This is a genomic window from Salinimonas chungwhensis DSM 16280, assembly GCF_000378185.1.
Classification (GTDB): Bacteria; Pseudomonadota; Gammaproteobacteria; order Enterobacterales; family Alteromonadaceae; genus Alteromonas; species Alteromonas chungwhensis.
Map to the genome: position 1 here is coordinate 69,216 of NZ_KB899379.1, position 17,690 is coordinate 86,905.

The 17,690-nt window shown below is 46.6% G+C and carries 13 protein-coding genes and 5 tRNA genes; 4 read left to right on the forward strand and 14 right to left on the reverse strand.

What is annotated here, in order from left to right:
• Window positions 1-18 precede the first annotated feature (18 nt).
• Together ribF and murJ are read right to left on the reverse strand one after the other, a co-directional pair.
• The gene (gene ribF, locus F458_RS0108635; RefSeq protein ID WP_018983009.1) at window positions 19-948 is read right to left on the reverse strand and encodes a bifunctional riboflavin kinase/FAD synthetase; all 930 of its coding nucleotides are present in this window, start codon (window positions 946-948) and stop codon (window positions 19-21) included.
• Window positions 949-1,044: 96 nt separating this feature from the next.
• Window positions 1,045-2,604 (reverse strand): murein biosynthesis integral membrane protein MurJ, encoded by a 1,560-nt coding sequence (gene murJ, locus F458_RS0108640; protein WP_026294591.1) that lies wholly within the window; start codon window positions 2,602-2,604, stop codon window positions 1,045-1,047.
• Between the two features lie 319 nt (window positions 2,605-2,923).
• Between murJ and rpsT the strand changes: the two genes are divergently transcribed.
• On the forward strand, window positions 2,924-3,184 hold the full coding sequence (gene rpsT / locus F458_RS0108645; RefSeq protein WP_026294592.1) for a 30S ribosomal protein S20: 261 nt from the start codon (window positions 2,924-2,926) through the stop codon (window positions 3,182-3,184).
• Window positions 3,185-3,488: 304 nt separating this feature from the next.
• On the forward strand, window positions 3,489-5,210 hold the full coding sequence (locus F458_RS0108650; RefSeq protein WP_018983012.1) for a GNAT family N-acyltransferase: 1,722 nt from the start codon (window positions 3,489-3,491) through the stop codon (window positions 5,208-5,210).
• Window positions 5,211-5,395: 185 nt separating this feature from the next.
• On the opposite strand, the gene F458_RS19295 is transcribed toward F458_RS0108650, so the two are convergent.
• From F458_RS19295 to F458_RS0108715, 12 genes are all read right to left on the reverse strand, one after another.
• Window positions 5,396-5,710, reverse strand: coding sequence for a hypothetical protein (locus F458_RS19295; protein ID WP_018983013.1), 315 nt, complete (start codon window positions 5,708-5,710; stop codon window positions 5,396-5,398).
• A 521-nt stretch (window positions 5,711-6,231) separates the two neighbouring features.
• The gene (locus tag F458_RS0108660) at window positions 6,232-8,118 is read right to left on the reverse strand and encodes a SurA N-terminal domain-containing protein (protein ID WP_018983014.1); all 1,887 of its coding nucleotides are present in this window, start codon (window positions 8,116-8,118) and stop codon (window positions 6,232-6,234) included.
• A 262-nt stretch (window positions 8,119-8,380) separates the two neighbouring features.
• The gene (gene hupB / locus F458_RS0108665) at window positions 8,381-8,653 is read right to left on the reverse strand and encodes a nucleoid-associated protein HU-beta (RefSeq protein WP_018983015.1); all 273 of its coding nucleotides are present in this window, start codon (window positions 8,651-8,653) and stop codon (window positions 8,381-8,383) included.
• Window positions 8,654-8,969: 316 nt separating this feature from the next.
• Complete coding sequence (gene lon, locus F458_RS0108670; RefSeq protein WP_018983016.1) at window positions 8,970-11,324, reverse strand: endopeptidase La; 2,355 nt, start codon at window positions 11,322-11,324, stop codon at window positions 8,970-8,972.
• A 367-nt stretch (window positions 11,325-11,691) separates the two neighbouring features.
• Window positions 11,692-12,969: an ATP-dependent protease ATP-binding subunit ClpX gene (gene clpX / locus F458_RS0108680; protein ID WP_018983018.1), complete on the reverse strand. Its 1,278-nt coding sequence runs from the start codon at window positions 12,967-12,969 to the stop codon at window positions 11,692-11,694.
• Between the two features lie 70 nt (window positions 12,970-13,039).
• Entirely contained in the window at window positions 13,040-13,666 is a 627-nt protein-coding gene (clpP, locus tag F458_RS0108685) for an ATP-dependent Clp endopeptidase proteolytic subunit ClpP (RefSeq protein WP_018983019.1), read from the reverse strand.
• Between the two features lie 98 nt (window positions 13,667-13,764).
• Complete coding sequence (gene tig / locus F458_RS0108690; protein ID WP_018983020.1) at window positions 13,765-15,069, reverse strand: trigger factor; 1,305 nt, start codon at window positions 15,067-15,069, stop codon at window positions 13,765-13,767.
• A 329-nt stretch (window positions 15,070-15,398) separates the two neighbouring features.
• Window positions 15,399-15,475: transfer RNA gene (locus F458_RS0108695), tRNA-Pro, on the reverse strand.
• Between the two features lie 26 nt (window positions 15,476-15,501).
• Window positions 15,502-15,586, reverse strand: a tRNA-Leu gene (locus F458_RS0108700).
• A gap of 7 nt (window positions 15,587-15,593) precedes the next feature.
• Window positions 15,594-15,669 (reverse strand) — tRNA-His (locus tag F458_RS0108705).
• 101 nt (window positions 15,670-15,770) lie between these two features.
• Window positions 15,771-15,847, reverse strand: a tRNA-Arg gene (locus F458_RS0108710).
• A gap of 23 nt (window positions 15,848-15,870) precedes the next feature.
• Window positions 15,871-15,947, reverse strand: a tRNA-Pro gene (locus tag F458_RS0108715).
• Window positions 15,948-16,278: 331 nt separating this feature from the next.
• On the opposite strand from F458_RS0108715, the gene folD reads away from it, so the two are divergent.
• Both folD and F458_RS0108730 read left to right on the forward strand, forming a co-directional pair.
• The gene (gene folD, locus F458_RS0108725; RefSeq protein WP_018983022.1) at window positions 16,279-17,133 is read left to right on the forward strand and encodes a bifunctional methylenetetrahydrofolate dehydrogenase/methenyltetrahydrofolate cyclohydrolase FolD; all 855 of its coding nucleotides are present in this window, start codon (window positions 16,279-16,281) and stop codon (window positions 17,131-17,133) included.
• Window positions 17,130-17,687: a DUF1415 domain-containing protein gene (locus F458_RS0108730; RefSeq protein ID WP_018983023.1), complete on the forward strand. Its 558-nt coding sequence runs from the start codon at window positions 17,130-17,132 to the stop codon at window positions 17,685-17,687. Before folD ends, F458_RS0108730 begins: the two co-directional genes overlap by 4 nt.
• Window positions 17,688-17,690: the final 3 nt, after the last annotated feature.

Sequence of the window (17,690 nt, forward strand, 5' to 3'; positions counted from 1 at the left end):
TGGCGCCATAGAGGCAACCTACGAATTTATTGCGAAATAGTCGCGCGCAACCTGCGCGTCTTGCTGTATCTGTAGCTTTAACTCTTCAAAAGAGTCGAACTTTTGCTCATCTCTGATCTTGTAGCAGGGAAACACTTCTATGGTTTTTCCGTAGAGGTCACTGTCAACATCAAACAGATGCACTTCCAGTTGTACCTGACGCCCATTGAGCGTTGGCCTGGAACCTACATTAGCGACCCCCTGACGGGTTACTCCCGCATAGTCTGTCTTAACTGCGAACACCCCTTTAAGTGGGGTGCGAAAGCGTTTAAGCAATACGTTGGCAGTTGGAAAGCCGATAGTCCGCCCATTTTTCTCACCATGTACCACACGTCCACGAATCGAGTAAGGCCTGCCGAGCATTGACTCAGCTTTATCAAATGCGCCGTCACTTAATGCCTGACGTACGGCCGTGGAACTGATGCGGCGATCATCAACCCGGAAACTTTGCGTACTGACCACGTCGAAGCCGCTTGCTCGCCCGGCTTCCTCTAGCATGGAAAAATCCCCCTGGCGACCTTTGCCAAAGCGAAAATCGTCACCCACCACCAGAAACCGTACGCCGAGTTTTTTGACCAGCAGGTCCTGCACAAAGGTTCCAGCACTCTGACTGGCAAATTCTCGATTGAACTGCACACATAGTAGCCTGTCGACACCCTCGGCCTCCAACAAACGATACTTATCCGCCAGCGTACTCAGTCGCGCTGGCGCTTTTTCAGGAGCAAACACTTCTTCTGGCTGCGGCTCAAACACCATCACCGTGGCTGGCAGCGCCATTTCTCTGGCCTTCTCAAGCACATTTTTCAATACCGCTTTATGTCCTTCATGAACACCGTCAAACTTACCGATGGTAAGCACGCAGTCACGATGTCTGTCGCGCAGGTTATGCAACCCTCTGATCAATTCCACAGCTTGCCGGTACCCTTACTTAGTTGAAAACTCAGACACAAAACACGCGATTATAAACGACCCGCAACGTAATACCAATGACTCTTAAGAGGAGTTTTAGCTCCCTGTTGACCGGAAATGGCCGGGACGGGTTCCTAACCCCATCATTACCACAGCGAATACCAGTACGGCGGCCCCAATCGTGCGGGCAACGTGGTAAATCTGCGGCAGTAAATCAAGCGTGTAAAACTCATCACCTTTGTCAAAGTAAAGAATCACCGCTGCCATAACGCTGCAGGCAATAATAACCCTGCCCAGAAACAGTAATGTCTGGCCTGATAATGTGTAAATGCCAATCTGGTGTAAGCGTCCGTACAACAGCCCGGCGTTGAGCGCGGCGGATAAACTGGTGGCAATGGCAAGGCCGATGTAGCCGTAGGGTATAGCGAAGATTACATTAAACACCATATTGGCAGCCATGCACCAAATGCCAAATTTTACCGGTGTTTTGGTGTCTTGCCGGGAATAAAACCCGGGCGCGAACACCTTCACCAGCATAAAAAACCATAACCCAAAGGCATAGGCGGTTAGCGAATAGGAGGCAAACCGGGCAGTATCAGCGGTAAACGCACCGCGCTGAAAGATTACAGTTAAAATAGGCTCTGCCATGAATGCCAGTCCGACCGCAGCGGGTAAGCCCAGCACCGAAACCATGCGCACCGCCCAATCCATATTGCCAGCAAAGGACTTCGGATCCTTTGTAACATGATTACGCGACAACGTAGGCAAAATTACAGTCGCAATGGCTATACCGAATAAGCCCAGGGGGAACTCAAGCAGGCGATCAGAGTAATAAAGCCAGCTAATAGAGCCGGTGACCAGGAAACTGGCGATGAAGGTATCAAAAAGTAAATTCAGCTGACCGACAGAGACACCAAACAGCGCGGGGATCATGAGTTTTCTGACTTTTACCACATTGTCGTCATGCCACCCCCATTTGGGCTTTACCAATAAGCCGGCTCGATAGAGAAAAGGTAGCTGAAACCCTAGCTGTACAATGCCGCCTAAAAACACTCCCCAGGCTAGTGCAAATGCGGGTTGTTCCATACCCGGAGCCAGATAAACAGCCAGCCCGATAATACAGACGTTGAGCAATACCGGTGTAAAAGCTGCCACAGCGAATTTATTCAGTGTATTGAGAATAGCGCCAGATAGACCGGTCAGGGATATAAATGCCAGATACGGGAAAGTAATTTTCAGCATTGTCGAGGCCAACGTGAATTTGTCCCCGGCCGGCTCATCGTTGAGATAATCAATAAACCACCCTGCGCCAAATAACGCAGCCAAAACCGGCGATGCGATCACGCCAATGAGTGAGACAATAAATACAATTGCCCCAAGCGTCCCGGACACCCTGGCGACAAATTCGCGCAACGCCTTTTTATCGTCCAGATGGTGAACTTCAGTGAGAACCGGAATAAAAGCCTGTGCAAACGCACCTTCAGCAAACAACCGACGCAAAAAGTTGGGTATCTTATTAGCAAAGAAAAAAACGTCTGCAGCCGCTCCATCGCCCATCAATCGGGCTACCACCACATCTCTGGCCAGCCCCAGCACACGGGAGATTAATGTCATCACTGACACGACCAACCCGGATTTCATTAATTTTTTTGACACGGTGCCTCTTACATCACACAAAAGGGTATAAAAAAGGTGCCTCACTATAGCCGAATGCGGATGCATAAGAAATCGTCGACTAGTAGTGAGAGTGTGCAAGTTACCTGTTGAGCATTTAAATTACATAAATAGTGTCAAAAAGGTGGATTCAATTGCTTGCGCTGGTATAATCCGCGGCCATACGGAAGGGCCAGTTGTCGCAGTCATATCTGTTCAGGCAGACATTCAGATGTTTGTTTAAAATAGTTTGACAAATAATCGATTGCTAGGCACAATCCGCACCCTCGATTTTGACATGAATTTATTTGGGAGTTACACCTTGGCTAACATTAAGTCTGCTAAGAAACGTGCAATTCAAGCCGAAAAGCGTCGTCAGCATAATGCCAGCCGCCGCTCCATGACTCGTACAAGTATCAAAAAAGTTGTAGCAGCTATCGCTAATGGCGATAAAGAAGGTGCTCAAGCAGCACTGGCCTCTGCGACTCCTGTGCTTGACAGAATGGCTACCAAAGGTTTGATTCACAAAAACAAAGCTGCTCGTCATAAGAGCCGTCTTGCTGCTAAAATTAAAGCTATGTAAGACATCTTTGTGATGTGCAGTAAAAAGGCGCCTTAGGGCGCTTTTTTTTTGCTTATATTTCCCCTTCTGCTCCGCTGTCACAATAATGTCAAGGTAGCGTCACCAAGCTGTCACCCGGGCTTTTTACTATCAGGCCCAATCTAGTACACCTTGGACGCAGTTATGTGCATGTTGCACGCCCCCTCCTGTCGACTTTACCTCTTCCCCGGCCAGTTCGATGGGTGCCCGGTAACTCCAACAGTAACATTCAGCTCACTCGACCAATGGATGGCATCACAGCACCAGATTTACGCAGGGGGTAATTATGTTTACGGTCAATGAAGTGCTTCATAAACACTATCCCCAGGTTGCAAATCATCCCTGGTTGTCCCGGCCGGTCACCACCGTCTTACGTCATCTGCTGCATGAAAAGGAGTTCAAAGAATTTGGCGATACCTATCCCTATCATCAGGGTATTGACTTTATTGAACAGGTTATGACTTATTTTAAAGTTAGCTATTCTGCCAGAGATAACGAAAAAGAAAGAATTCCCAGTGAAGGTCGTGTAGTGATCATTGCCAATCACCCTGTTGGTTCGCTGGATGCACTGGCATTGATTAAACTCGTCGCGGAAGTGCGCCCGGATGTGAAAGTTGTGGCTAATCAAATGTTAGAGGCAATCTCTCCCTTACAGGAGATGCTATTGCCTGTTAATAATATGCAGGGTGGTACGCCGCGAACACGTTTAGCGGCAATACAACAGCATCTGCGAAACGAAGGGGCGCTGCTGATCTTTCCTGCAGGCGAAGTTTCGCGACTGCGCCCCCAGGGCATCAGAGATACCTATTGGCACAATGGTTTTTTAAGAATTGCTCAGCATGCGGGCGCTCCGATCCTGCCTGTTTTTATTGATGCTCGTAACTCGCCCCTGTTTTATGGCGTATCCATGGTATATAAGCCATTGGCCACTACCCTACTGGTCAAGGAGATGTTTAAACAACGCCGCAAACATTTCCCCATTCGCATAGGCGAGATTATTCCCAGGAGCACGTATCAGGCCCTGCCCTTGCCACTTAAGGAACAAGTTAAATTGTTCAAGCGGCATCTATATCGAATTGGCAGTGGCAGAAAAGGCGTGCTGGCCACCCAGGCTGCGATTGCTGCACCTGAGAACAAACAGATTCTCGCGCGTAGTATTGTCACGCAATGTGAGCATCTCGGCCACACTGCAGATGGCAAAGCTATCTATCTCTATCAGCACCGGGGTTCCTCGGCGATTATGCGTGAAATAGGACGTCTGCGTGAGATTGCATTTCGGGCGGTTGGCGAAGGGACTAATCACCGGCGAGATATCGACCCGTACGACTCACACTACTACCACCTGATTTTATGGGATGAAAATGACCTGGAGATTGCCGGCGCGTACCGCGTCGGTGATGCCGAAACACTAACCCAAAATGCACATCCCACCGGACTGTATTCAGCAACACTGTTCCAGTACGAAACACATAATCAGCCATTATTTAGTCAGGGACTGGAGTTGGGTCGCAGTTTTGTTCAGCCACGATATTGGGGTAAACGAAGCCTGGACTATTTATGGTTTGGGATCGGCGCATTTTTAAAGCGATACCCAAAATATCGATATTTATTTGGTGCAGTCAGCATCAGCAATGCTTATCCAAAACCCGCTCAGGATCTGCTTGTTGCCTTTTATAAAACACAATTCCCGCCCCGTTTTGGTAAGGCCAGATCAATGCTTGCCTATCAGACGCCACAAAAGGCGATAGAGCAGTTTGCTGGTCTGTCCTATAAAGAGGCATTCACTACTCTTAAAAGCTTATTGGCAAATATGGGGGTTAATGTACCTACCCTTTATAAGCAATATACCGAGGTGTGTGAGATAGGCGGCGCAGGATTTCTGGATTTTAATATCGACCCAGATTTTGCGGACTGTATTGATGGACTTATTGTTGTGGATTTAACAAAGCTGACAGCCAAAAAGCGCAAACGTTATCTTGAAGATAACTATTTAGCACGTACTGCCTGAGTCAACCAATAAGACAGGACCAAATTAACCTCATTGAAAAGGTATTGCTTTTGACCAGATGAGTCGTTGCTGTATTTCACTTAGCCCTGTATCGTTTCAAAGACCTTCAAACAGTGATTACTCTCCATGCGTTAATCAGTGTTTTATAGTTGCGACAGTCTCACTATCTTCTGCCCGGCTGATTCCTAAAAAGGATGCAGAATATCGACAATTTCCCGGGTACTTTCCACCAGACGTATGACTTTATTTTCCAGTCGCAACGCTACCGTACCCTGAGAGGCGTCCCGATAAACCACTTTCCCCTGTTTATAGACATCATAATTTAACACCTTTCCTTTTGAGAGTTCAGTGCGCCAACCATCGGGTAAGCGTTGTTGTAACCCGGACTTGTCTATACTTTGTGGTGCATAATGTCCGCGATCAGCAGCAACAGCCTGCAACGGCGCGGCGAAGAACAACAGACTAATAGTGGCAGGGAGAATTAACGCCGATAACTTCATGATTTTATAGCCCCTTAAGAAAACCTTCATCGGGATACAAGCATTTGTTGTACCCAATTGACACCACGAAATTAAAAGATGGCTAAGCATATGTTTGCATGGTTAAAATTTTTATCTATACAACTTTATGATGGTGTTATTTGGTTTTATTCGGACTATATTCCCAGCCCGTTGACGCCAGGTGTCGCTAAACTTACACACATTAAACATCTCAGCAGACATACTTCACTGGACGTACTGGGAAAAATTTCGCATTATCTTAGAATGTTAAACAGAACATACAGCTATTGTGCTTAAGATTATTATATTCGTACCGCTAATTCTTAGTCTGCTCTGGATTGTATACCTGCGTTTGAATGGGTTTACCTTTGAGCAAGGCAAACAGGGCTTTCTGTACATTTTTGTTATATCTACAGTAATAGCGGCATTTTACTCACTAATGCTGTTTGTAACCTGAAAATCCTCAAAATTATGGATAAAAAAAAGGTGTGCTTTCAGCACACCTTTTTTTTATTTTTCACTTACTGAATAAGTATTTCGATGTCGGCATCTTCGCGCAGAGCGTTAATAAAGCTCTGGTAGGTGCTCTGGCCATATGCCGCGCCCAGTCGCTGACGAAGGGTTGCAGCCAACTCCTCTTCCGGGGCGTCTGCCTGCTGAATATCCTGTAGCTGAATAACACCTACATTTCCGGAGGCAAGCTCTGCAGTGCCCACTTGCTCGCCTTCTCTTTCAGACAAAGAGAAAAGTGTTTGCACCAGATTGCGCGGAAGCTGACTCTGACCACGACCGACTGCTTCGGCATCCTGCCATTGCACATCATAGTCGCCCATCATGCCCTCTACATCTTCGCCGGCCTGCATTTTGTCAACCAGTTCGTCAGCCCACTTCATCGCTGCTGCCTGTAAACGCTCTGCCATAAGCTGTTGCTCAATAGCCGGTTTGACCTCACTCAATTCCTGAGTTCGCTGTGGTTGATATTCTTTGACCCGAAGTACCATTACGGTTTGTTCTGTGAGCTCTATAACTTCGCTGTTCATTCTGTCTTCAACCTGCTCAGCTGAAAACGCAGCATTAAGTACGGCCGGATTGCTCATCGCTTCAGGTGCCTGGCTACGGGTGAAAAAGCCGGTTTCTTCGATAGGCTGATTGGCCACTCCTGCCACATCCTGCAACGTTTCTGGCATTTCGAAGGCGACTTCATCCATGCGGGTTCGAATCTCGTAAAAACGCTCCATTGCTTTATCGTTCAGCAATGTCTCGCGCACATCTTCTTTAACATCGGCAAACTGAGTTACTGACTCGGGTTTGATATCCGATACTTTAATGATGTGGTACCCAAAATCAGTTTCTACTACCTGAGAAACCTCGCCTGACTGCAGGTTGAATGCCGCTTCTTCGAATGCAGGGTCCATCATATCGCGGGTAATATAATCAAGGTCGCCACCGTTTTCTGCTGAAAATGTATCGTCGGAGCTTTCCTCAGCCACTGTAGCAAAGTCAGCACCATCAGAAATGGATTGACGTAACTCCTGGGCCTGCTTTTGTGCCGCTGCTTTATCGTCACCAAACTCTATAAGGATATGCGCAACGCGACGCTCTTCTTCAGTCCGATACTGATCCTGGTTGTTCTCATAATAATCCCGGACCTCATCCTCGCTGACATCCACTTCATTCATAAGATCATCAACTGACAACGTAACGTAAGCAATATTTACCTTTTCCTGAGTATCAAATGCAGTGATGTTTGCATCGTAGTAGTTCTGAATATCTTGTTCTGAAATCTCTACGCGCTCAGAAAATTTTTGTGCGTCGACAATAAAGTAGCGGCCATCACGGGTTTGTGACTGTAACTGCCAGGCGCGTTGCGTTTCACCGTCCAGGGCAAACGATGAAGCCTGTAACGCCCGGGACAATTGTTCACGAGTCAGCTCAACACGCAGGTAGTCACGAAACTGCGCCGGCGTGAAGCCGTTTTGACGCAGCACAGCCAAATAACGTTCATTATCAAATTGTCCGGCTGACTGGAACCCTTGCATATCCCGAATAGTCTGGCGAATTTGCTCATCGCCTACACGTAAGCCCATTTCGCTGGCCTGTTGTTCTACCAGCTTATTATTAATAAGACTTTGCAACACATTCTGGCGAAATTGTTGAAGGTAATTTTCATCAGCAAACATAGCCGCAATATCGTCACCATATTGGTTTTCCATCTGCGCTCGCTGATTCTGGTAGGCGCGCTCAAGCTCGCTCTGACTAATTTCTTCGCCATTTACAGTAGCCACCGTGGTGCTACCTGAAGAGCTCAGGTAACTCCCTACCCCCGCAAAGACGAAACTTAGTACCACCAGGCCAATGACGACCATAGCCCAGGGGCTTTGAGAACCTTCTCTGATTCTTTCTAGCATGATTCGATTTCAACTCCGTTGCTTACAACTTATGTCAGCATGGGCGCATAAATACGCCGGTTTATCTTACCGCCAACAAATATGGCTGGATTATAGCGCGAATACAGGAGAAAACGCGATGGTTTTCCCTGCAGTATTACGGGAAAAAAGACGTAAATTGCGTCTGGTTCCATCTACACTTTTACAGATTTAGCGAATGATTTACTTACGCAAATAAAAAAGGCGATGGTAAAAACCATCGCCTTTTTAAGATAATTAATGCTTAGTTACATGCATCTTTCAGAGCTTTACCAGCTTTAAAAGAAGGTACTTTAGCTGCTGCGATCTGAATAGTCTCACCAGTTTGAGGGTTACGGCCACTACGCGCTGAACGTTCACGAACAGCAAATGTGCCGAAACCGACTAGTGCAACTTGGTCACCGTCTTTAAGCGCTGCAGTTACTGCATCAGTGAATGCGTCAAGAGCGCGACCAGCAGCCGCCTTAGAGATGTCCGCACCAGCAGCGATTTGGTCGATGAGTTGAGACTTGTTCACAATTATGATCCCCTTCGTTTGTTATTATACTGTTTGTCCGAAACAATTAGCCAATTAATTATCGAACGTTTTAACAAGCCTGATAATTTATATCAAGCGCTGTATTACAGATAGTTAATTTTTAGTGAGTCGCTACATCCCTTTAGAGACAAGGCTTCAAGCGAGTACCAAGTAAAGGTAACACAACTTATGAAGGTTGAAAGCCCTATTTTAAAAAAAAGTCAGGGATTTCGCCGATATTGACCACTTTTTAATCCAATATGACACAAATATGGCTGATTCCCTTGCCCCGCAAGCGTTTCAGCCATTGCAACCGCTATTTTTGCGTCACCACCTCAAATGATTCCACAGGCTCCTGGAGTGCGATATCCAGGACTTCATCAATCCACTTCACCGGATGAATGGACAATGCTTCTTTTACATTGTCAGGAATCTCTTCTAAATCCCTTTCGTTTTCTTTGGGGATAACGACCGTCTTGATTCCACCTCTGTGTGCAGCCAGCAGTTTTTCTTTTAAGCCGCCAATTGCCAGCACTTCTCCACGCAATGTAATTTCGCCGGTCATTGCAACATCGCATTTAACAGGGTTACCGGTCAGCGAAGAGACCAGGGCGGTACACATCGCAATACCGGCACTGGGTCCATCTTTGGGTGTTGCACCTTCAGGTACGTGCACATGAATATCGCGCTTTTCGTAAAAGTCCTCATTGATACGCAGCTTCTGCGCGCGGCTTCTTACTACGGTCATTGCCGCTTTCACCGACTCTTGCATCACGTCGCCCAACGAGCCTGTCGAAGTCATCTTGCCCTTACCAGGCACGGTACTGGTTTCAATAGTCAGCAAGTCGCCGCCAACCTGTGTCCATGCTAAACCAGTGACCTGGCCGACCTGATTTTCTTTATCTGCTTTACCGTAGTCGTGGCGCTGTACGCCAAGATAGTCTTTTAGATTATCCTGTGTAACGACAACCTTATCGGTGGTCTTAGACAACAGAATATCTTTAACGGCTTTACGACAGACCTTAGAGATTTCGCGCTCCAGATTTCGCACACCAGCTTCCCGCGTATAATAGCGAATAATGCCGATAATGGCCGATTCAGTTATCTCCAGTTCATCCTTTTTAAGGCCGTTACGTTCCATTTGTTTTGCAATAAGATGACCGGTAGCTATATTAAGCTTTTCATCTTCGGTATAGCCAGAAAGACGAATAACCTCCATTCTGTCCAATAGCGGACCGGGAATGTTCATACTGTTGGATGTCGCAACAAACATGACATCTGAGAGGTCATAATCAAGCTCAAGATAATGATCAGAAAAACTATTATTCTGCTCTGGGTCAAGCACCTCAAGCAACGCGGAAGATGGATCACCGCGCATATCAGCCGACATCTTATCGATTTCATCGAGCAAGAACAGTGGGTTTTTTACCCCCACCTTGGTCATATTCTGAATCAGCTTGCCCGGCATAGAGCCTATATAGGTTCTGCGGTGACCGCGAATCTCAGCCTCATCCCGCACGCCCCCTAGAGCCATCCGTACATACTTACGGCCGGTGGCTTTGGCCACTGACTGACCCAGTGATGTTTTTCCTACCCCTGGTGGTCCTACAAGACAAAGGATAGGCCCTTTCAGTTTTTTCACCCGCTGCTGAACGGCAAGATACTCAATGATACGCTCTTTGACTTTTTCAAGGCCATAATGGTCTTCGTTCAGGACATTTTCTGCACGTTCTAAATCACGCTTTACCGGGCTGCGTTTTTGCCACGGCACACTGGTCAGCCATTCTATGTAACTTCGTACAACTGTTGCCTCAGCCGACATGGGAGACATCATCTTCAGCTTCTGTAACTCTGCGCGTGCTTTTTCCTCAGCCTCTTTAGGCATTTTGGATTCTGTTATTTTATTACTCAGCGCTTCAAATTCATCGGGCGCATCATCCATCTCGCCCAGCTCTTTTTGAATCGCTTTCATCTGCTCGTTCAGATAATACTCGCGCTGACTTTTCTCCATCTGTTTTTTAACGCGGGTACGAATTTTCTTTTCTACCTGTAACAGATCGATCTCACCTTCCATCAGCGCCATCAGATATTCCAGGCGCTCGTTCACACCTTTCATTTCCAGCACTTTTTGCTTTTCAGTGAGCTTTAATGGCATGTGCGCGGCCATCGTGTCTGCCAGACGCGCAGCATCATCAATACCATTTAATGAGGTCAGAACCTCTGGTGGAATTTTTTTGTTTAGCTTTACGTAGCCTTCAAACTGGGAGACTGCTGAGCGAATGAGCACTTCCTGTTCGTTTTCGGCTATTGCCTCATCGGCGATCTTATCAACGCTGGCTGTATAGAAAGGTTCAGACTGCGTATAGTTGTTAATTTCACCCCGAACATTACCTTCGACAAGCACCTTGACGGTTCCATCGGGTAATTTCAAAAGCTGCAAAATAGTGGCGATGGTGCCAACACTGTAAATGTCATCCGCTTCCGGTTCATCCACACTGGCGTCTTTTTGTGCTACCAGGAAAATTTGCTTGTCATTTTCCATAGCCGCTTCTAGACAGCGAATGGATTTTTCACGGCCGACAAATAACGGTATGACCATATGTGGGTAGACCACGACGTCCCGTAACGCTAGTACGGGGATCTCAATGCGATTTTCACGCTCATCTGTCATACGAATACTCTATTAGTTACTAATGTCGATTTATATGGGGCTGGTACTGCAAAGTTCAAACGTTATCCGTAACAATCATGTAATAAATATGCTTTTCATTAAATATGTGTATAAAACGAGCGATTCCAGACCAGCGCCCAACCTGCCTATAAACTTTTAACTATTTGAAACACAATGGCAATAGTATTGTCGGTTATCAGGAAAATATGTAGAGTAAATGTTTAAATATAAATCACTCTTAACCAGAATGCTGATATGTAAAAATATTGATGGGTCAACCTGGTCACATTTCCATGAATCATCGCACCGTCTGTCAAATACAAAAAAACCCGGCTTTTAACCGGGTTTTTTTATAGTTGTTTATTACTTACTCAGACGCTGCTTTCTTGTTATCTGAGTTTTCGTAAATAAGGATTGGTTTTGACTCCCCGCGAATTACGGTTTCATCAATCACTACCTTTTTAACGCCTTCGGTAGACGGTAAGTCATACATCGTATCCAACAACACGCCTTCAACAATAGACCGCAAACCACGTGCACCGGTCTTACGCTGCATAGCCTTTTTGGCAATCGCCATTAGCGCATCATCGCGGAATTCCAGTTCCACATCTTCCAAAGCAAACAATGCGGCATACTGTTTTGTAATCGCATTTTTTGGTTCACGCAGAATCTCAATCAGCGCATCCTCGTTCAGCTCTTCTAAGCTGGTGACTACAGGAAGACGTCCGATAAACTCCGGAATAAGACCATATTTGACCAGATCTTCAGGTTCTACCTTCTTAAACAGATCGCTAACAGCCATCTGATTTTCTTTTGATTTAACCTTGGCCCCGAAACCAATACCACTACCGGTCGCTGCACGTTGCTCAATGACCTTATCCAGCCCAGCAAACGCGCCACCACAGATAAACAGAATCTTGGAAGTATCAACCTGCAAAAACTCCTGTTGAGGGTGTTTACGACCTCCTTGCGGAGGTACAGAAGCCACCGTTCCTTCAATCAGTTTTAACAATGCCTGTTGTACACCTTCACCAGAAACATCCCGTGTAATAGATGGATTTTCTGACTTTCTGGAAATCTTGTCGATTTCATCGATATAGACAATACCGCGCTGGGCTTTTTCTACATCGTAATCACACTTTTGCAGCAGCTTCTGAATGATGTTTTCTACATCTTCACCCACATAACCTGCTTCGGTCAGGGTTGTCGCATCTGCCATGGTGAACGGCACATCCAGTAAACGTGCAAGCGTTTCTGCCAGCAAAGTTTTACCGCTGCCGGTAGGCCCAATCAGAAGAATGTTACTTTTGCCAAGTTCGACCCCTTCATGGACATCACCATGCCGAAGGCGTTTATAATGGTTATAAACCGCCACCGAAAGCACCCGTTTAGCATGTCCCTGGCCAATGACGTAGTCATCCAGGTGAGAGTGAATCTCATGGGGGCGAGGTAACGCATCCTGCTTTTGCTTCGGTGCAATTTCCTTTATTTCTTCGCGAATAATGTCGTTACATAATTCAACACATTCGTCACAGATAAAAACGGACGGCCCGGCAATTAACTTTCGTACTTCGTGCTGGCTTTTGCCGCAAAACGAACAGTAAAGTAATTTGTTGTCGCCGTCTGAGTTCTGTTTGTCGCTCATTACGTTATGCCTCTGCCTTAGCCGGACTCAAAAACCAGGATCACGGGAGTCCGGGCTACTTAATAATATACTACTTTGTAGTAGCGGCGTCAGATCGATTTGTTAAAACCTGGTCGATCAGGCCGTACTCTTTGGCTTCGGTTGCACTTAAGAAGTTATCACGATCAGTATCATGCGCGACCTTTTCGTAATCCTGCCCGGTGTGCTGGGACAGTAGTCGGTTCAGCTTCTCTTTAATCGACAGAATTTCTTTAGCATGAATTTCAAAATCAGAAGCTTGTCCCTGGAAACCGCCAAGGGGCTGGTGAATCATGACGCGGGAGTTCGGCAGGCAATAACGCTTACCCTTAGCACCGCCGGATAAAAGGAAGGCGCCCATACTGGCTGCCTGTCCGACACATACGGTGCTTACGTCAGGTTTGATAAAGTTCATAGTATCGTATATCGCCATCCCGGCAGTTACCGAACCGCCTGGCGAATTAATATACAGGTAGATGTCTTTTTCCGGATTTTCTGCTTCCAGAAACAGCATCTGAGCTACAATCAGGTTCGCCATGTGGTCTTCAACCTGACCCACCAGGAAGATAACGTTTTCTTTTAACAGACGAGAATAAATATCGTACGAACGTTCACCCTTGGATGTCTGCTCGACAACCATAGGTACCAGTGCACTTTGCGGTTCTAATGGGTTAATCATATCTACCTTGATTTGTTAGCGTTAAAAACAAAAATGCTCGGAAGGCTCCGAGCATTTAAGCAGTTGCTGACAGGCTAAGTCAAACAGTGCGTTTAAAATTACGCCTGTTTGTTCATAACCTCATCAAAAGCTTTGGTAACTTCCTGAGTTTTGGCTTTATCCAATACCCATTCAATTGCCTGCTCTTCCAATGCAACATTTTTCATTTGTTGCATCAGTTCGTCGTTATTTTTGTAATACTCGATAACTTCTTGCGGATCTTCATAGGCCGACGCCGAAGTTTCAATCAGAGTATTTACTTTTTCTTCATCTGCCTTTAATTCATTGGACTTGATAATTTCGCCCAGAATTAAACCGATGGATACGCGACGCTTGGCATTATCAGTAAACAGTTCTGCTGGCAGGTCAGGCATATTCTGACCACCGCCCTGCTGGCTGAAACGCTGTTTCGCTTGCTCACGCAGCGCTTCAATTTCCTGATCAACCATCGCCTGCGGCACATCGATCTCATTTTTCTCAAGAAGCTTTGCAATGACATCTTCTTTTACATTAGCTTTTAGCGTTTGGTCTAGCTCGCGCTGCATATTTTTGCGAACTTCGTCTTTCAGACCTTCTACACCGCCTTCTTCGACACCAAACAGCTTAGCAAATTCATCGTTTACTTCTGGTAATTCCTGACCTTCCACTTTCTTAACCTGGACGTCAAATACTGCATCCTTACCTTTGAGCGCTTCTGCGTGGTAATCTTCCGGGAAGGTAACTTCTACCGTTACATCATCACCAGCTTTTGCGCCAACCAGCGGTTTTTCAAACCCTGGAATCATGCGGCCCTGACCAAGCTCTAGCGTGAAGTCTTCCGCTTTGCCACCATCAAATTCTTCGCCATCAATCTTACCGACAAAGTCAATAACAACGCGATCATCTTTACGTGCTTTACGCTTTACTTCTTTCCAGGTGGCATGTTGTTTTTGCAACGTCTCCATCATTTTATCGAGGTCTTCGTCAGTGATTTCAACCACTGGCTTCTCAATTTCGATCTCATCGACGCCTTTTACTTCAACGTCTGGATAGACTTCAAATGATGCAACAAATTCTAGATCCTGACCATTTTCATCTTTAGTCAGCTCAAATTTAGGCATACCTGCAGGGGTTATATTTTCCTGCATCACGGCCTGATAGAAATTCTGTTGCATAACGTCGCCAGCCACTTCCTGACGAACAGCCTGACCAAAGCGCTTCTGAATAACGCTCACCGGCACCTTGCCCGGACGGAAGCCGTTAATACGCTGAGTTTTTGCTAACTGCTGTAGGCGTGACTTTACCGCAGAATCAACAGAGTCTGCTGGTACGGTAATAGTAAGACGGCGTTCTAAACCCTGGGTCGTCTCGACTGAAACTTGCATTATGTTACCTCAACTGTACGTCTCTCTGACGCTTTGTTTTCGTGCCCCCTTCCCTTGACTGCCATGCAGGCAAAATTACGCCGGGTCAGAGGTTCTCTACTAACGATTGTTAAACCGCTGATTAAACCGCTGGTAAAACACGTTTGGTTAAAAAAAGACGCGGTAGTATACAGCTAGAGATATTCTGAGTCGAGGGGGGGGAGGCAACAAAAGTGGGAATTGGCTGAATTAAAGCGCAAAATGGGGACGTCGTCGCAAAAGTAACATGAAAAAAAGATACAATGACATCGCGACAGCGATAAGTATAAAGAAAAAAGGGTATTGTAAAATGGTCGGTGAGACAGGATTTGAACCTGCGACCCCTTGGACCCAAACCAAGTGCGCTACCAAACTGCGCCACTCACCGGCATATTAGTAAAGATGTATAACGAATGGTGCGGAAGGAGAGACTTGAACTCTCACGCCGTGAAGCACTGGAACCTAAATCCAGCGTGTCTACCAATTCCACCACTCCCGCGAAAAAGTGGGGTGGACGATGGGACTTGAACCCACGACAACCGGAATCACAATCCGGGGCTCTACCAACTGAGCTACGCCCACCATAGATGGTGCTTGCTAACGCGTGGTAAGTTTATCATTAAACACTACATGTTGTTAGTGCATAATACTACTTTTTACCAATTACCTGACCCGCTTAAAAGTGGCGCGCCCGGCAGGATTCGAACCTGCGACCCACGGCTTAGAAGGCCGTTGCTCTATCCAGCTGAGCTACGGGCGCCTGACGAATCATCGTTAGCATAATGGTCGGTGAGACAGGATTTGAACCTGCGACCCCTTGGACCCAAACCAAGTGCGCTACCAAACTGCGCCACTCACCGATACCGTTTCGGCGATTTCGTTACTCGCCGTTACGGGTTGCGCATATTACTGACTTGGCCCTACCTCGTCAAACACTTTTTCAAATAAAAATTCTAACCGTTCATAAACCAGCCAGCCGCGATGATTAATCAAACAAATCGCGGTGTTTTCATCCAGTTAGCCGCATTAAAGCACGTCATTAAAGGTCCGCTGCACTTCGCACCGCGCAATTAAGAAGACTATAAAATTTCAGTCGTAAAGTGGTAAAAGGATCTACTGGTAGCCTGATACTGTTTTATGAAACAATAATCACTGTCAGTTTATCACCACTTACTAAGAGCATTTTCGTTTATGACAGCGCATATCATTGATGGCAAGCTTATTGCCAAACAGGTTCGTCAGCATGTAGCCTCCTATGTCGAATCACTCAAATCATCCGGTAAACGACAACCCGGCCTGGCAGTGGTGCTGGTAGGTAATGATGCCGCCTCGCAGGTGTATGTTTCAAACAAACGCAAAGCGTGTGAAGAGGTTGGTTTTGTATCGCGTTCATTTGATTTGCCGGCCAATACTGACCAGGCGTCACTGGAATCATTGATTGATGAGCTCAATGACGATGATGAAATTGATGGTATCCTGGTACAGTTACCGTTGCCTGCAGGCCTCAACTCAGAAGAAATTCTCGAACGTATTCAGCCGCATAAAGATGTAGATGGCTTTCATCCCTACAATATAGGGCGACTGGCACAACGCATCCCGGCTTTACGTCCCTGCACGCCTAAGGGGATTATGACGATGATTGAGTCCACAAAACGCCGCATTAAAGGCCTTGATGCGGTTATTGTAGGTGCTTCAAACATTGTTGGTCGTCCCATGGCGCTGGAATTATTACTGGCTGGCTGTACGGTGACAACCTGCCATAAATTTACCAAAGATCTGCGTACCCATGTTGGCCGTGCCGATTTGCTTGTTGTCGCAGTGGGTAAATCAAACTTTATTCCCGGCGAGTGGGTGAAGCCAGGAGCGATAGTGGTAGATGTGGGTATTAACCGAAATGCAGATGGTTCGCTGGTAGGTGATGTTGACTTTGAAGGCGCCAAAGCGCGCGCTGGATGGATTACCCCTGTTCCCGGTGGCGTCGGCCCCATGACGGTGGCAAGTCTGATTGAAAATACCTTAGAGGCTTACGTTAAGTTTCATTCATGAATAATAAAACTATCATTGAGGCTGTTCGATACTGGGTGGATGATGTGGTTATCGCACATAACTTCTGCCCGTTTGCAGGTTTTGTACGTCAGCCGGAGACCATTCATTATGCTGTCTGTGAAGCGCAGGACAGTGCTGACATTATGGTCGCGCTGTATGATGAATGTCGGCGCCTGGATGACGATGACAGTATATCTACCACGCTATTGATGCTGCCTGCATTGCGGTGTTTTGACGAGTATCTGGACACTTTAGCGCTGGCTCAGACGATGATGTCGCAATGGCATTATGAGGGAGAGTATCAATTGGCCAGCTTCCACCCCGATTATCAGTTTGAGGGAGAGCCTGTTGATTCGCCATCCAATTATACAAATCGGGCACCTTATCCGGTATTTCATTTGATTCGCGAACGCGATATTACCCGCGCTCTGGAAGACTACGACGACCCTGCTAGTATTTTCGAAAAAAATATCGCGCGTGCTGAACAGCTTGGCTGTCAGCACTTACAGTCGCAGGTCCAACATTGCCGCAAAAAAGCAGGCGCCGAGCACTGATAC

Excerpts from the sequence above, each read along its gene's own strand:
- F458_RS0108660 (WP_018983014.1), bottom strand. The coding sequence starts at position 8,118 with ATGCTAGAAAGAATCAGAGAAGGTTCTCAAAGCCCCTGGGCTATGGTC.
- F458_RS0108730 (WP_018983023.1), top strand. The coding sequence starts at position 17,130 with ATGAATAATAAAACTATCATTGAGGCTGTTCGATACTGGGTGGATGAT.
- F458_RS0108650 (WP_018983012.1), top strand. The coding sequence starts at position 3,489 with ATGTTTACGGTCAATGAAGTGCTTCATAAACACTATCCCCAGGTTGCA.
- folD (WP_018983022.1), top strand. The coding sequence starts at position 16,279 with ATGACAGCGCATATCATTGATGGCAAGCTTATTGCCAAACAGGTTCGT.
- F458_RS19295 (WP_018983013.1), bottom strand. The coding sequence starts at position 5,710 with ATGAAGTTATCGGCGTTAATTCTCCCTGCCACTATTAGTCTGTTGTTC.
- lon (WP_018983016.1), bottom strand. The coding sequence starts at position 11,324 with ATGACAGATGAGCGTGAAAATCGCATTGAGATCCCCGTACTAGCGTTA.
- tig (WP_018983020.1), bottom strand. The coding sequence starts at position 15,069 with ATGCAAGTTTCAGTCGAGACGACCCAGGGTTTAGAACGCCGTCTTACT.
- clpP (WP_018983019.1), bottom strand. The coding sequence starts at position 13,666 with ATGATTAACCCATTAGAACCGCAAAGTGCACTGGTACCTATGGTTGTC.
- clpX (WP_018983018.1), bottom strand. The coding sequence starts at position 12,969 with ATGAGCGACAAACAGAACTCAGACGGCGACAACAAATTACTTTACTGT.